This is a genomic window from Acinetobacter sp. MF4640 (assembly GCF_002018895.1).
Classification (GTDB): domain Bacteria; phylum Pseudomonadota; class Gammaproteobacteria; order Pseudomonadales; family Moraxellaceae; genus Acinetobacter; species Acinetobacter johnsonii.
The window spans coordinates 1-16,621 of sequence record NZ_MVOM01000024.1 but is presented as its reverse complement, the minus strand read 5'-3'; the positions used below and the strand labels follow the sequence as shown (position 1 = coordinate 16,621).

Below are 16,621 nucleotides of genomic sequence, written 5' to 3'. Positions count from 1 at the left end.
AAAGGCTGGATATCCAGCCTTTATTCTTTATCTAAATAGAGAATTGCATATGTCGCAACTTACCTGCTTTAAAGCCTATGATATTCGTGGCAAGCTCGGGACAGAGCTAAATGAAGAAATTGCCTATAAAATTGGCCGTGCCTATGGACAAATTTATCAACCCAAAACTGTAGTTATCGGTTGCGATATCCGTCTGACCAGTGAAAGTCTCAAACAAGCCACTATTCAGGGCTTAAATGATGCTGGGGTGGATGTCCTTGATCTTGGTATGACAGGTACAGAAGAGGTTTACTTTGGTGCATTTCATCTCGATGTTCAAGGCGGTATTGAGATTACGGCGAGCCACAACCCCATGGATTACAATGGGATGAAATTGGTTCGAGAACAAGCGCGCCCTATTGGTGCAGATAGTGGTCTGGCAGAAATCCAAGCCTTAGCAGAATCGGGGGCATTTACAGAAGTCACGCAAAAAGGCTCAACCACACCATATAATATTCTGCCTGAGTTTATTGAACACCTTATGGGGTATATTAATCCTGCAAAAATCCGCCCATTAAAATTGGTCGTAAATGCAGGAAATGGCGCCGCAGGTCATGTCATTGATGCGATCGAAGAAAAATTTAAAGCCCTAAATATCCCTGTTGAATTTATTAAAATTCACCATGAAGCCGATGGCCATTTCCCCAATGGCATTCCCAACCCAATTTTAGTTGAAAATCGTGATAGCACACGCCATGCTGTACTTGAACATCACGCAGATATGGGTATTGCATGGGATGGTGACTTCGACCGCTGTTTCCTGTTTGATGAAAAAGGACAGTTCATTGAAGGTTATTATATTGTTGGCCTTTTAGCACAAGCCTCCTTACTGAAACAATCAGGCGAAAAAATTGTCCATGACCCACGTCTAATTTGGAACACCTTTGATGTCGTAGAGAAATATCAAGGTATCCCTGTTCAGTCGAAATCAGGACATTCCTTTATTAAAGACAAAATGCGTGAGCACAATGCTGTTTATGGCGGTGAAATGTCTGCACACCATTATTTCCGCGATTTTTCTTATTGTGATAGTGGAATGATTCCATGGTTGTTGGTTGTTTGCGTACTGTCTGAAACTGGACAATCATTGTCCTCATTGGTTGAAGAGATGATCACTAAATTCCCTTGCTCTGGGGAAATCAATTTTAAAGTCGCAGATACTCAAGCCACGATTCAAAAGCTTTTTGACCATTTCGCAGATCAAAATCCAAGTATTGACCACACAGATGGCGTAAGTTTAGATTTTGGTGCTTGGCGCTTTAACGTACGTGCTTCAAACACAGAGCCCCTATTACGTTTAAATATTGAAACTCGTTTAGACCAACATCCAAAGCCGATGCAAGACTATGTTGATGAATTGACTCGGTTGATTCAAAATTAATTTCTCGGTTTTAAATATAAAAATAGGCACCTTAAGTGCCTATTTTATTGCGCGGAAAAATATTATAGAAAATTATGCTTTGTAGCCTGTGGGATTCTGCTTTTGCCAATTCCAACTGTCTGCTAACATATCTTCTAATGTCAATTCGGGTGTCCAGTTTAATTCTCGATTGGCTCTTGAAGCATCTGCATAGAAGCATGCTAAATCACCAGCTCTTCGCTCAACAAACTCGGAATTAACGATAACGCCATTCACTTTTTCAAAAGTCTCTTTAATTTTTAATACTGAAATTGGAATGCCTGTCCCAATATTCCACGCACGACAACCTTTATGCTTCAGTCTATTCTCAACAGCTAAAACATGCGCCTTTGCCAAATCAACCACATGAATAAAGTCTCTTTCACAGGTTCCATCATCAGTTGGGTAATCTTGTCCAAAAATAGACAGTTTTTCTCTGCACCCCACTGCAACCTGTGTCAAATAAGGCATTAAATTGTTTGGAATTCCTTGAGGATCTTCACCAATTTGAGCGCTTTTATGTGCACCCACAGGATTAAAATAGCGCAACAAGGCAATTGACCAATCATCATTTGCCTTCGACAGTTTTTCTAATAACTGTTCTACAATCAATTTGGTATAGCCGTAATTGTTGTTTGGCATCCCCAAAACCATATTTTCTTGATATGGCGGTGAGTTTTCTTCTCCATAAACAGTTGCAGATGAACTGAACACCAAGTTAAAAACGTGTGCACGCTCCATCGCTTGCACTAACTGGATTGAACCTGAAATATTATGATCAAAATAAGTCAGTGGTATTTGCTGGCTTTCACCTACTGCTTTTAACCCTGCAAAATGAATCACTGCATCAATGCGATTGGAAGAAAAAGCTTGATCTAAATCACTTTGATTACGAATATCGCCCTGAATAAACTTAAGCGTTTTTCCAGTTAACTCCTGAACACGTTTTAACGACTCTTCCGAGCTATTAGAAAGGTTATCGAGCACGATCACATCATGCCCAGCTTCAAAGAGTTCAACACAGGTATGTGAACCGATATAACCCGCCCCACCAGTCACTAAAATATTAGCCATCTATTTTTCCTAATAAAATTTTTAATAAACCCTGAGTCGAAACATCTAATGTAGATAGATCTTGTTGATGACCATTTAAAATAGGCAGTAACTGGTTGGCAATTTCCTTGCCTTTTTCAACACCCCATTGATCGAAAGGGTTAATATTCCAAAGTACGGATTGTACAAATACTTTATGTTCATACATCGCGATAAGCATACCTAAGCTATAAGGATTAAGCTCTTGCATTAAAATTGTTGTACTTGGCTGGTTACCCTCATACTTTTTATATTCAGGCAAAGAGGCTAATTCTCTCTGATCTAGCGCTTGATTTCCAAATGCCAATAAACGTGACTGTGCTAAACAATTTGAAAGTGCCAAATGATGTTGTTCAATTAATGCCTCAGCATTATCCACATAGGTAAACTGATTTGCGTTATAACGTTGTATTGGTGCAATGAAGTCACAACTCACCGAATGTGTCCCTTGATGCAACAGTTGATAAAATGCATGCTGTGCATTCGGTCCCACCTCGCCCCATACAATCGGACAAGTCTCCCATTCAACTTTTTCACCATTGCGTTGGATCGACTTACCATTCGACTCCATCTCAAGCTGCTGTAGATAGGATGCAAAGTACTTGAGGCGACCGTCATAAGGTAAAACAGCATGTGTCTGAATGTCTAAGAAATTATTGTTCCAAGCGCCTAAAAGCCCCATCAAGACAGGAATATTCTGCTCAAAAGGAGCATGTTGAAAATGCTGGTCAATTGCATAAGCACCCGCTAAAAACCGCTTAAATGCATTCACCCCAATGGTTAAAGCAATTGGAAGTCCAATACATGACCACAGAGAATAACGACCACCTACCCAGTCCCACAATAAAAATTGATTCTCTGGCGCGATACCCCAAGCAGTCATTTTTTCAGGCTTGGTCGAGACACCAATAAAATGGTGCTTTAAGGTTTGAGCCTCTTGACCTAATGCTTTTTCAAGCCACAGACGTACCGTTTGCGCATTGGAGAGGGTATCAATCGTACCAAATGACTTTGACGAGATAATAAATAATGTTGTTTCTGGACGTAGCTTATGCAGAAGTTCTGAAAGCTGACTGCCATCTATGGTTGAAACAAAATGCAGATTTAAAGGCTTTTGTGTCGATTTTTTAAAGTCAGATAATGCATGGCTGACCATCAGTGGTCCTAGGTCAGATCCCCCCACACCAATATTCACCACATCTTGAATCACTTCACCCGTCGCCCCCCGATATTGGCCCTCGTGAATTTTGTTGACCAATGCATACATTTTTTGCAGTTGTTCATGAACCTGATCAGCAATAGCTTGATGCTGTTGATCGCATTTTGGTAAACGTAACGCCCAATGCATGGCTGAACGGTGTTCAGTATAGTTAATTGCTGTACTTGAAAATAAGGTTTTAATCCAATTGGTTAAATCTCGTGCCTGCGCCCACTGTACTAAAGAATCAATTACGGTTCGATCAATACGATGTTTACTAAAATCAAAAATAATCGGCTCTAATACGACAGAGAGCTGCTCAAAACGAGTCGAATCATCTGCAAAAAGATCATTCAGATGATGCTGTTCAAAATGAGCTTTCAAGCCCTGCAGTCGGGCAATGGCTGTATTAATATCTTCGACGGGATACGGTTTATTTTGATTCTTCATCGCCCTACTCCCTGATAGGCAAAGCCTTGAGCTTTGACATAGCATGGATCATAAATATTTCGACCATCTAGAATCAGTGGGTGCTGCATTTTTTTGAGTAATTCTGGGTAATTAGGACTCCAGTACTGCTTCCAAGCGGTTAATAAGCACAAAGCATGTGCTCCCTCAACGGCCTCATATTGATCGGCACAGTAAATCAAATCTTCTCGATGCCCATAATGTTTTTCAATTTCTGCCAATGCCTGAGGATCATGCAATTTGACCACCATATTTTGTGCCCAAAGCGCTTTTAACATGGCATGAATTGGAGACTGCTGAATGCGAGACGTGTTTTCTTTAAATGAGGCCCCCCAAATTGCAATCACCTTACCAGCTAAATCCCCATGATAATAATTCCATAATTTACGGAAGAGAATTTCTTTTTGCTGCTCATTGATATCCCAAACTTGTGCCAATAACTGGCTCTTCGCTCCAGTACCTGAAACAGTATTTGCTAATGTTAAGACATCATGAGAGAAATTTTCACCGCCAAAGCCAGCTCCAGGATAGAGATATGATGCACCAATTCGACTATCCGCCGCCAAGCCTTGACGTACATGCTCAATATCAATGCCTAGCTTCTCAGCCACCACGGCTAAATCGTTAATATAGCTGATGCGGGTTGCCAACATGCCTGAAACACTGAGTTTAGTAAACTCAGCATCTAAAACAGGCATAAACAAATATTGTTGTTCTCTTGGAAATAAAGGACGAAGTAACTCTCGAATTTTAATTTGGCTTGTTTCGCTTGAGCAACCTACAGTCAACTGTTTAGCCTGTAGTAAACTTTGCAAAGCGTTACCCTCTTGGATCACGTCAGGCAAATACACCCAATCATCATCCGCTAAGATTTTTTCAAATTTTTCAGTGCCGTGTAACCCTAAAGTCGAGGCATTGATCATCAATTTAGGATGAATAATAGGGCGCTGTTTGAGTTCTTTGAGAATTTCAATGCCTTGCGATTCTTCTGTCGGACTCAGACTAAAAAAGTAAGCATCGATATCGAGAGGAATCGCATTAAAATTGCAGTATTGCAGAAATCCACTTTTTTCTTGCTTATGGAGTAGATTGATCACAGCATCATCTTGTGTATAGGCTTGCTCTGAAGCCGACCTTTTTAAGATATCGCACCAAAAGACCTGATGTCCACATTCAGCTAGCAATGCCGCCATAACACCTGAATACAGGGTTTGTCCAAATACTGCAACTTTCATAAGAGTTTCCCGCTGATCATTAAAGCTCTTGGATAAGCACTTTAAATGCCTCACCCAACGTCGGGTGATCAACCCCATAATGTAGAACGGCTTTTAAATAACCCAGTTTACTGCCACAATCAAAAGTTTGACCTTTCATACGATAGGCTTCAACCGTATTGGTCTGTTGTAGCATAGCAATTGCATCGGTTAATTGAATTTCGTTGCCTGCACCTTTCGGTGTTTGTTCCAAAAGTTGCATAATCTCAGCGGGCAAAATATAGCGTCCGACCACAGATAAATTAGAAGGTGCTGAACCCACTGCTGGTTTTTCAACAATACCTTGCATCACTATACTTTGACCTTCATTGGGTACAGAAGCTACATCAACAATACCATACTGATCAACCAAATGGTCAGGCACCGCTTCAACCATAATTTGTGAAGCATTTGTTTCATTAAAACGCTGAATCATTAAGCTCAAATCATTAGTTAGATCAGCATCTTTAACTAGAACATCAGGTAACAGCACAGCAAAATCATCATTTCCCACAATCGACTTTGCACATAAAACTGCATGTCCAAGTCCTAAGGGTTGCGGCTGGCGCACACTTACTACGCTGACATGTGGAGGCAGAATATCCTTAATCTCTTTGAGTAAATCAAATTTTTGCTTCTGCTCAAGCGTTGTTTCAAGCTCAAAGTTACGATCAAAATAATTCTCAATCGATGCTTTAGATGAATGCGTGACTAAAATGATCTGCTCAATACCCGCCGCTACAGCTTCTTTCACAACGTACTCAATCGCTGGGCGGTCAACGACTATCACCATCTCTTTCGGAATAGACTTACTTGCAGGTAAAAAACGGGTGCCAAGACCCGCAACAGGAAGAATGGCTTTTTTAATTGTCATCACAGATCCAGACATTTGCGTTAATTAAATCATTAAAGCTAGTTTACCTTAACTTCACTGCTACGTTGATAACCATCGACATAATGTTCTAACTGAGCTAATGCCCAGTCAATGTCTTGATCAATTGCAGTTAAGCCATAAATGCGTTCGAAAATCGGCAATAATTCATCTAAAGAGAAATGCTTTTCAAATGAACGTAAGATTCGACTATGCTCAGTTAACTGTGTATCTTCATGATCAATTAGCAACTCTTCATATAACTTTTCACCTGGGCGGAGTCCAGCATACTCAATCGAAATATCCCCCAGATCCGACCCTTCTTCACGAACTTTCAAACCACTCAACGCGATCATTTGACGTGCTAAATCTTGAATACGAACAGGCTCTCCCATATCCAACAAGAAAACGTCTCCACCTGTACCCAAAGCACCAGCCTGAATGACTAATTGTGAGGCTTCTGGAATCGTCATAAAATAACGCGTCACGTCAGGGTGAGTCACTGTAATTGGGCCACCTTTTGCTATCTGCTGCTTGAACAGAGGAACAACGGAGCCTGAAGAACCTAATACATTCCCAAAACGGACAATACTAATTTGAGTTTGCTGCTGCGCTTCTGCCATCGCTTGACAGTAAAGCTCAGCCATTCGCTTAGACGCTCCCATTACATTTGTCGGACGAACAGCCTTGTCTGTTGAAATCAGTACAAAAGTCTCTACACCTTTTTTAATCGCAGCATTCACACTAAAGGCTGTACCAATAGAGTTATTTTTTAGTCCTGCAATTGGATTACACTCGACCAATGGAACATGCTTATAAGCCGCTGCATGGTATACAGTTTGTACATTATACTGCTCAATCACACGCTCAAGTTTAGCTTCGTCGAGGACTGTTCCTAAAATTGGAATAATTTCTATTTGTGACTTAAGACGTAACTCTTTATCAATACTATACAGTGCAAATTCAGTAAGCTCATAAATAACCAATTTCTGCGGATTATTCTTAATAATTTGTCGACAAAGTTCTGAACCAATAGAACCGCCTGCCCCTGTGACCATCACTACTTTATGTTGAATATTTTTGGCCAATAATTCTGGAATCGGCGGAACAGGATCACGTCCAAGTAAATCAATAATATCTACTTCTCGGATGTCTGAGACTTTAATGTCGCCATCTACAAGCTTTGTAAGCCCCGGGATTTCTGTAATTTTAATATGTGCAGGTTCAAGAAATTGAACAATTTCACTTTTTCGCGTACGCCCTACAGATGGTAAAGCAATGAGAATTTCATCAACTGTTTCTCTTTCCAGACGTTTAAGCGCATGTTCAGCATTATAAACTTTTAAACCACCAATAATTTGCCCTGATAACGACTGTTCATCATCAATAAAAAATAAAGGAAAATGTTCATCTGAACGATTCAACATTGCCGCAATTTGTTGGCCTGCATATCCAGCGCCATAAATCACGATTTTTCTTTTTGGAATATCAGTTTGCAAACATGCCCGCACAATAAATCGAATAGCACCACGGCTAAACCAAACCCAGGAAAACATGAAGAAACCAAACATCAAAGGAATTGATGTCGGAATAAAAGCCTCTGTACAATATGCCAGCCCAAAAAGTCCAAGGACAGTTAATCCTGTTGCAATCGCTAAGCGTGTAAAGAACACCTCATTGAATGTACGAACAATAAAATGATATGTTCCACAAATCAATAACATAGTGATTGCTAAAACACTTACCCAGAGTGATCCGAATGAGATATTAGGAACAACTTCTGCCCCTAGGTTAAATTCACGTAATGCGTAGCTCAACCAAATCAAGACAGGAAAAACTAAAAAATCCAAAAGGATTAAAAATAATTGTTTGGCATATCGTGGCGATGTAACCAAAGGCAGAATGACTGATTTCACAGGGTGAGTCTTCTCTATGCTATTTATATAAGTAAACTAAATGTGTTTTTAAGTTATTTGCTACCCACAAACAAATGTAAAAATGTAAAGTGAATGCAAAACCGAAACATTCACTTTACATCAGAACATTTAAATTCTAGTAAGTACTTGTTCAATAGCAGAAATAGTTTGATTAATGCTATCTTCACTCAAAGTTGGATGAACTAAAAACATTAAACTACTTTCACCTAGTTTTTGTGCGTTCTTTAAACGCTGTTCAGGGCGCCACGGCGTCCCATCAAAAGCATGCTCCAAATATACCTCTGAACATGAACCACTAAAGCAAGGCACCTGTTGCGCATTAATCTCTTGCATGATTCGGTCACGTGACCAACCTTCAGGTAATGCTTCCAGATTGACTTGTACATAGCATTTATAATGTGCATGCACATAATCATTTGAAGGCAAGTGAACTGTAAAATAAGGAGAATCAGCAAAAGCTTTCAAAATGTGTTCCGCATTCTCGGTTCGCTTTTGTGTCCACTCTGCCATACGAGTCAATTGAATACGGCCGATCACCGCCTGCATTTCCATCATACGCCAATTGGTTCCAAAAGAATCGTGTAACCATCGGAAACCTGGTGGATGTTGCTTGTTATAAACGCTGTCGTAGCTTTTACCATGATCTTTATAAGACCACATTTTTTTCCAAAGGCTCTCATCATTGGTGGTGACCATACCGCCTTCACCACCTGTGGTCATAATTTTATCTTGGCAGAAAGACCAAGCTGAAATATGCCCAATTGAACCCGCTGGTTTACCTTTATATTGTGCACCATGCGCTTGCGCACAGTCTTCAATGACATACAGCCCCTTTTCTTCAGCCAGCTGCATGATCGGATCCATATCACACATCCAGCCCGCCAAGTGCACACAAATAATCGCTTTGGTTTTCCGAGTCAGTACCGCTTCAATGGTAGCTCGTGAAATATTTTGAGAGTCCAGCTCAACATCAGCAAAGATAGGATTAGCACCAGCGGTAACAATTGAGCTAGCAGAGGCAAGGAAGGTGCGTGAAGTGACGATCACATCATCACCAGCCCCAATTCCCAAAGCTTTTAAAGCCACATCTAGGGCAACTGTACCGTTGGTTAAAGCCACCGCATATTGAGTGCCAGCAAATGTTGCAAACTCTTTTTCAAATTCACGGCATTCTTGACCCGTCCAATAGTTTACCTTATTCGACATCAGTACTTTAGATACAGCATCTGCTTCTTCTTGCGTAAAGCTTGGCCATGGTTCAAATGCAGTGTTTAACATATTTATTTCCTAGTTAAATTCTTACAAAAATCTTTATTTTTTCTCTAAAATTCGGGCTGGATTACCCACGACGGTAACACCTGCGGGAACACTTTTGGTGACTACCGCCCCCATCCCAACGATTGCACCTTTACCAATAACCAATGGTTTGTCTGGTGTGCCTTGTTTGATCACAGCGCCAGTACCGATATAGGCATGGTCTTCTATATGAATATTGCCATTACATTTCACACCCGGAGCAAAGGTAACGTAGTCACCAATGACGCAATCATGCGCAACATAACTATAGATATTAGCGTGGAAAAATTTGCCAATTTTAATATTTGAGGTCAAACAAGTGAATGGGCAAAGTAGACTCCCTTCGCCGATTTCAACCTCATCTAGAATAACCGTATTCGCTGCTTGAATTTCTAAGTGCTGAACGCCGTCCTGATCTAAACGAGCCACCAATTTTTCACGTACTTGGCTATTTGCGATTGCAATTGTCACGCGTTTATCGGTTTTAGAATTATTTATAAAATCAGTGTAACTTAATACTTGATATCCATTTAAATCTGTATTTGCCTGACCGTCATCAATAAATACAAAATTTTCTTTATTTAATTCAGTAAATTGCGCACGTACCAGAGGCATAACCTCTTTACCAAATCCGCTTGCACCATAAACACCAATCAATTTATCCGACATTATTCTTTATCCTTATGTTTCGATCCTATAAAGCGAGTCATCGTCGCTTCTCCTTCTGCACTAATGTCATCTTTAGCAATCACTTTCTGAACTGTCTTCAACATGATTTTAAAGTCCAATATGGTTGACTGGTTTTCGACATACCATGTGTCTAATTTGAATTTTTCTTCCCAACCAATAGCATTGCGGCCATTCACTTGTGCATGACCTGTCATGCCTGGGCGCACGTTATGACGTTTGGCTTGCTCTTCATTATATAAAGGCAAATATTCCATAAGTAATGGTCGTGGGCCAACCACACTCATATCACCTTTAATCACATTCCAAAGCTCAGGCATTTCATCCAGACTGGTTGAACGTAACATTTTGCCAAAAGCTGTTAAACGCTCACTATCTGGTAAGGGATTGCCCTGTTCATCCAGTGCATCCTTCATGGTACGAAACTTAATCATTTCAAATGGTTTACCATGCAAACCTGGACGAACCTGACGAAACAAGACTGGCGAGCCTAGGTTCTTTTTTACTTTATGCGCCACATAAAAATATAAGGGTGAAAGTAATACCAAAGCAATTGAAGCAATAACGATATCCAGTAAACGTTTAAGCATATTACGCTCCTGCAACCCAATCAGAAAACTTCTGCGAAAGAATAGAACGATTAAACTGTTCTCTGGCAACCTGCTGACCATTTCTGCCCATTTCAATCAGTTTTTCGCGCTGATTCGCTGCCTGTTCCAAGGCATCAGCAAATGCTTGAGGATTCTCTGGGGGTACAGCAAAACCACATTGTTCTTTAGTAATTAACTCTGCTAACCAACCCGGATAATTATTTAAAACCGGCAAGCCTGCTGAAATATAATCAAAAAATTTGTTCGGCGACGTTCCATAATAAAAGGCTGGAACATTGGCTAAAATTTGTAACCCAATATCTGCACTGGCCATAAGACCTGCTAACTTTGCTTTATTAACAGGATCATGAAAAATCACATTATCCAATTGAAGCTCTGCCGCTCGTTCAAGCAATGCTTTTTTCTGCATGCCATCCCCAACCAGAACCAATTTAATGTCCGTTCTTTGGCGTTTTTTCAATTCAACTGCTGCGTCTAACACGGCATTAAGACCATTGGCCAAGCCATGTGTCCCAGTAAAAATTGCCATAAGGTCTGTTGGTTGAACACCCTCAGGTCGCCATGCTTGATGTTCAGATGCAAAAATATCTAAATCACAACCATTTGGAATAGAGGCTACTTTTTCAGGGGCAATCCCTCGTTTAATAATGCCGTCCACAATACCTGGAGACAATCCCACTAAACGATCAGCTGAATGATAAGAAGTCCATTCAAGTACAGACATCATCCATAAAACCACTGGGTTTTTGATCACCCCCATTGCTTTAGGAAGCTCTGGCCATAAATCCCGTACTTCAAAAACGAATGGTTTCCGTCTTAGCCACTTAGCAAAAATACCCGGAATACCTGCTGTCAATGGTGTTGTCGTTGCGAACACAACATCGTACTGTTCAGTTAAAGCAACTTTAATCGATTTAAAAGCAAAACTTAAAAAAATAAAAATACGTTTGAGGAAAGACAGCGTATTCGAATAATGCAATTCAAATTCAATAATATCGATGCCATCGACTACACCACGGCGCATTCCTTTATCAAAAGGCTGGGTTAAACCCGTTTGACCTGCACCAAAAGAACCACAAACCATCGTCACCTGATGACCATTACGAATGAGCGATTGAGCCATAGCATAGGAACGGATTCCTGCTGACCCTTTAGGTGTCGAGAAATGCTGATGGAAATATAAAATTTTCATGTTAAATCTTTAATTACAGTAAAAATTGTAGTCGCTTGTGTAGCAATCACTTCTAGAACAGGCACTTTGCTCTTTTGATAGTAGTACCTAGACTCCTCTCCCTCACCCCAACGAAGAGTGATCAGATGCTCAGCCTCTAAAGTAATCTCCACTTTACCATTGCTTAGAACATTGTTCTCAAGAGTCCAATGATCTGGTTGTAAACGCCAACGTAATACAGCTTTCTGCTGAAAGCCAGATATGTTATCTGCTACTTTAATTACATTATCCGTTAATGAAATTTTACGGTGATGTGTACAACCCCAATGATCTTGATAACCACAACCAAATTCATTAACGCTATACGTTAATTCTTTTGGCGTCAGCCACGCACCAAATAAAAACCGACTTAAACGCGGCATTTGTTGATGCTGATCAAACTGAACGGTATTATGACTGGCAACACCAGAAAAGTAATCTAAATCTTCAACTGTGGAATTATAACTGTAGGTCCCACCATCACGTAAAAGGTTTTGTCCTTTAAACCACACATCTAGATGCAAGGCATCACATTGACTTGGACGAAATTTGAATTTCGGTAATTTGAGTGCAATAAAGAAATTATTATTTTGAGAACTAATCAAACCACTTTCATAAAAAAATTGATTTCGCGAAGGCAGTTCAAAGTTTTCTTGCTTCAATTTTTGTATTCGAAAGAACTTTAGACTTTCATCATATAAATCCGGTTCTGGATAATAACTATGTTGATGGAATAAAGTACTTGCCAACTGTACTGTCGGTCTAAAATCACGATAATCCGTTTGGCTTACAGGAATCAGTCGCGCACCATCATTGGCACCTAAATTAGGGACATCCCCATCAGCTTGGGTTAATACATATAACCAGTCTGTCGCTTTCTGCAATTGACGGTATAATTGTCCTGAAAAAGGCTTCAATTCGAATTTTTGGCGAACTATTTCAGCTAAGCAATAAGAGTCTAGCATCACTCGATGGTAATTAATCGAATATTGGCTAAAACCGCCGTCTTGCATAATGAGCTTGCTTGCACGGTTCATCAACCATTTCTCACCCAAGGCCTGCCATTGTTGATATTGAGGCTTAGGTTTCCAAAGATTAAGAACAGCTCCACCAATATATAATGCAGCTGCCTCAGAGGTCCCATGATTATTATCCTGAGCAATTGCATAATCAATTGTAGGTTCAATACGCTTTAAATGTGCCTCAATAAATGTACAGACATTGTCATGCGGATACTGCTCTTGCTCTAAACCGATGAGTGCAGTAATGATATGCATGACACGGATGGATGCTTCCTGTCCACATTTCCAATTCGGCCCAAAATAAGCAGGATTCTTCTTACACCAATCATTCAACCATAAATCAAGCTGAACCAATGCTTGCCCATCTCTCACTTGACGCTCGTGTAGTGTAAGGTCTATTAGCCAGTCAAAACGAGAAGCCTCCCAGATGCCTTTAATATCACCAACATTTCCATCAAAATCTGGAATTTGATACCACGCCTTCTCTGTATTTTGAAAGGTATGTTGGGTTAAAGGGCTATAGAACCAATTCGGCAGCTGTCCAGCCACTGGATACTTGAGGTATCCAAAGGCTGTTAACGTTGAGTTTACGGGCACATTCATTGTGCCAGTGGGTGCGCTCTGACTAAAGAAGCAACCCGCTGGCAATTGTGCAGACAGCTTTTGTACAGGGTTTAAACCTGTTTTTACGCCCACACGATATTTAAACACTCTGAACAAATTAAACAGCCCTAATGCAAGCGCTGTTTGACCTTTCATGACTAAACTCATGTTTGTGCTCTTAAAATTTCGGCAACCTGAATGGTCACTCTAGCAACTTCAAAAATTTCATCGGCAGGAATTGGTGCTTCTTTTCCATCTCGAATACTGTCTACAAAGACTGCAGCACAAGCATCTTGACCTTTATCTTGACGCCACAGATTCATCTTGTTAAAACCAGGCCAGCCAAATGCTTTTAGCTTTCTGAAATTATCTAATTGTAGTACTCGACCTGCTGTAAAGACTTCTACACGCTCTTTAGGGAAGCTTGAAGCGCCATTTGCTAAGTAGAAAATGGTGCCAAATGACCCATCTTCAAAACCAAGCGTAATTGAAGCCTTATCTTCTAGAACCTGTACGGCATCAGTTTCGCCCATACGTCGAGCCTGAATAGAAACAATTTTTGAACCTGCTAGGAAGCGCATCAAGTCGATAAAGTGACATGCTTCTCCAATGATACGCCCACCACCAACTGCATTATCTTGTGTCCAATGATCCGCGGGTATCGCACCTGCATTCATGGTCATGATAAAGCTTTTCGGCTCTTTCACTGTATCTAGCAAAGTTTTCATTTTTTGCACTTGTGGTGAGAAACGACGGTTGAAGCCCACCATGACTCGTGCATATTGATTATTCTGGATATTTTGATTGTAAACAGTTTCAATTTTTTCAATTTCTTCGACAGTTAGAGCCAATGGCTTTTCAACAAAAACATTCTTACCTGCCGATAAAACTCTTTCTACAAAGTATGCATGGCTATTATGGCGGGTCGCAATCGCGACGGTATTGATATCTTTATTATTTAATAAACCATCCAGATCTGTCGAAGCTTCGGCAAATCCTGTTTTTTCTCCATGAATAACCCCATTAATGCCGCCAGAGGTTACGATGGTGTGTAATTGAGAAGATGCTTTTTTGAAAGCAGGAATCAAGATACGAGAAGCATAGTTACCCGCACCAATAAAACCTACGACAGCATTTTTTGGCTCAATAGAAATTGGACGTAATACCACTCGCTTTTCTAAACGGGTTTCGACTGGAGAGTTATATTTAAGCAATAAACCCAAACCAGATTTGTCTTCCGTCAATGCATCATACGCTTTAGGTGCATCTTCAAATTCAAATCGTTGCGTGATCAATGGCTCTACATTTAATGTACCCGCAGCCATCATATCCAAAACGGCAACAAAGTTACGTTGCTCTGTCCAACGAACAAAGCCAAGTGGATAGTCATTACCCTTGTCTTCATATTCAGTATCATAACGACCTGGACCATATGAACAAGAAACTTGGAAACTGAGTTCTTTTTCATAAAAATCGGCACGATTTAACTCTAAGCCAGTTACACCAACTAAAATAATGCGACCACGTTTTCGACTCATTCGTGCTGCTTGAATAACAGGATCACTGACCTTGGTTGACGCGGTAATAATGACACCATCTACACCCGCACCACGACTAAATGCCAGACCAACAGCCACTGGATCTTCTCCTTTGCCAGGATTACAGATCTCTGCACCGAATTGTTTTGCCAAATCTAATTTACTTTGGTCGAAATCAATAGCGAGAACGCGACAGCCATTTGCTCTTAGCATCTGAATGGTAAGTAGACCAATCAGGCCCGCACCTGTCACGACAAAGCTTTCGCCCAAAGTCGGTTGAGCAAGACGGATACCTTGCAAGCCAATACTTGCAACGACTGCAAAAGAAGCTGCTTCATCGCTTACATTGTCGGGTATTTTTGCACACAGGTTTTTCTGTACTTTGACCATGTCTGCATGTGGGCCATTTGATACAACACGATCTCCAACTTGGAAATCATCTACATTGGCACCTACTTCATGCACGATACCCACATTGCAATAACCTAATGCAAGTGGTTGAGCCAACTTAGACTTTACCGCATCGTAAGTTGTTAACAGACCATCTGTTTGTACTTTTTCAAGCACCATTTTCACTTTTTCAGGTTGCTGGCGTGCTTTATCAATTAGAGATGCCTTACCAAATCCAACCAACATACGTTCTGTTCCAGCAGAAATAAGCGACGTCGTTGTAGAAATCAGTAAATGACCTTTTGAACATTGTGGTACTGGCGCTTTGGTCACAGTCGTACCACCATTTGCCATATCTTGGAGAATTTGTTTCATAAAATATACCTTAGAAAAATGCCTGTATTTGATCCCATTCACCTGTAAAGCAGGTATGATTCGAAGGAATTTTTATATTTTTTACCTTCTCCAAATTAAACCGAACTTCTTTAGACTCTAGTATGATAAAGTTTAAATCATTAAATTTATTACAAAGATTTCTTACATAGTCTACATTATTTAAAACAACAGGTAGGCCATAATATTGAGCTTCAAAAATTGGGAGTCCTACTGTTTCAAATAAAGAGTTAAAAATTATTAGATTTGATTGACTATATAAAAAATGTAATTCAGAGTAGCTGCAATTTCCACAAAAAGAAAAAACATCATTATTTGAATAACCATGCTTGTCAGAAGTTACAAGTACTTTTATATTATTATCTTTAAAAAATTCATAAGCCTTGTAAATATCTTCAAATCCCTTATGCGACATTCTCACGTCAGTATAAGGACATAAAGCAATTATACTCTTAGAACAATAAAAATCATCGAACCACTCAGGCTTAATTATTTCACGAGGGATTTTTATTCCAGGCCACAAATCCACAACTTTTGTCTTGACATTAAAATCAAAGAATTTTTCAAAATTTTTTTTTATGGTTTTATTCTGACAAATAAATACACTTTTAGCC

General features: G+C 40.1%; 13 protein-coding genes. 1 reads left to right on the top strand and 12 read right to left on the bottom strand.

What is annotated here, in order from left to right; all coding sequences use genetic code 11:
• The first annotated feature begins 49 nt into the window (after positions 1–49).
• Positions 50–1,420: a phosphomannomutase gene (locus MF4640_RS09490; RefSeq protein ID WP_078389408.1), complete on the top strand. Its 1,371-nt coding sequence runs from the start codon at positions 50–52 to the stop codon at positions 1,418–1,420.
• Between the two features lie 72 nt (positions 1,421–1,492).
• Here MF4640_RS09490 and galE read toward each other — a convergent pair whose 3' ends face one another.
• The 12 genes from galE to MF4640_RS09430 form a co-directional block, all read right to left on the bottom strand.
• On the bottom strand, positions 1,493–2,512 hold the full coding sequence (gene galE, locus MF4640_RS09485) for a UDP-glucose 4-epimerase GalE (protein ID WP_078389407.1): 1,020 nt from the start codon (positions 2,510–2,512) through the stop codon (positions 1,493–1,495).
• Entirely contained in the window at positions 2,505–4,178 is a 1,674-nt protein-coding gene (gene pgi / locus MF4640_RS09480; RefSeq protein ID WP_078389406.1) for a glucose-6-phosphate isomerase, read from the bottom strand. The genes galE and pgi overlap by 8 nt, the downstream gene beginning before the upstream one ends.
• Positions 4,175–5,431 (bottom strand): nucleotide sugar dehydrogenase, encoded by a 1,257-nt coding sequence (locus MF4640_RS09475; RefSeq protein ID WP_078389405.1) that lies wholly within the window; start codon positions 5,429–5,431, stop codon positions 4,175–4,177. Before MF4640_RS09475 ends, pgi begins: the two co-directional genes overlap by 4 nt.
• A gap of 19 nt (positions 5,432–5,450) precedes the next feature.
• Positions 5,451–6,323, bottom strand: a complete 873-nt coding sequence (galU, locus tag MF4640_RS09470) for a UTP--glucose-1-phosphate uridylyltransferase GalU (protein ID WP_078389404.1) — start codon at positions 6,321–6,323, stop codon at positions 5,451–5,453.
• 38 nt (positions 6,324–6,361) lie between these two features.
• On the bottom strand, positions 6,362–8,236 hold the full coding sequence (locus MF4640_RS09465; RefSeq protein ID WP_078389403.1) for a polysaccharide biosynthesis protein: 1,875 nt from the start codon (positions 8,234–8,236) through the stop codon (positions 6,362–6,364).
• A gap of 129 nt (positions 8,237–8,365) precedes the next feature.
• The gene (locus MF4640_RS09460; protein ID WP_078389402.1) at positions 8,366–9,535 is read right to left on the bottom strand and encodes a DegT/DnrJ/EryC1/StrS family aminotransferase; all 1,170 of its coding nucleotides are present in this window, start codon (positions 9,533–9,535) and stop codon (positions 8,366–8,368) included.
• 33 nt (positions 9,536–9,568) lie between these two features.
• Positions 9,569–10,222 carry an acetyltransferase gene (locus MF4640_RS09455; RefSeq protein ID WP_078389401.1) on the bottom strand — a complete coding sequence of 218 codons (654 nt, stop codon included), beginning with the start codon at positions 10,220–10,222 and terminating at the stop codon, positions 9,569–9,571.
• Positions 10,222–10,830, bottom strand: a complete 609-nt coding sequence (locus MF4640_RS09450; RefSeq protein WP_078389400.1) for a sugar transferase — start codon at positions 10,828–10,830, stop codon at positions 10,222–10,224. The genes MF4640_RS09455 and MF4640_RS09450 overlap by 1 nt, the downstream gene beginning before the upstream one ends.
• A 1-nt stretch (position 10,831) precedes the next feature.
• Positions 10,832–12,043 (bottom strand): glycosyltransferase family 4 protein, encoded by a 1,212-nt coding sequence (locus MF4640_RS09445; RefSeq protein ID WP_078389399.1) that lies wholly within the window; start codon positions 12,041–12,043, stop codon positions 10,832–10,834.
• Positions 12,040–13,854, bottom strand: coding sequence for a heparinase II/III family protein (locus MF4640_RS09440; protein WP_078389398.1), 1,815 nt, complete (start codon positions 13,852–13,854; stop codon positions 12,040–12,042). Before MF4640_RS09440 ends, MF4640_RS09445 begins: the two co-directional genes overlap by 4 nt.
• Positions 13,851–15,989: a bi-domain-containing oxidoreductase gene (locus MF4640_RS09435; RefSeq protein WP_078389397.1), complete on the bottom strand. Its 2,139-nt coding sequence runs from the start codon at positions 15,987–15,989 to the stop codon at positions 13,851–13,853. The genes MF4640_RS09440 and MF4640_RS09435 overlap by 4 nt, the downstream gene beginning before the upstream one ends.
• 10 nt (positions 15,990–15,999) lie before the next feature.
• Positions 16,000–16,621 (bottom strand): glycosyltransferase (locus tag MF4640_RS09430; protein ID WP_153042473.1); only part of this gene is annotated, 622 nt, incomplete at its 5' end.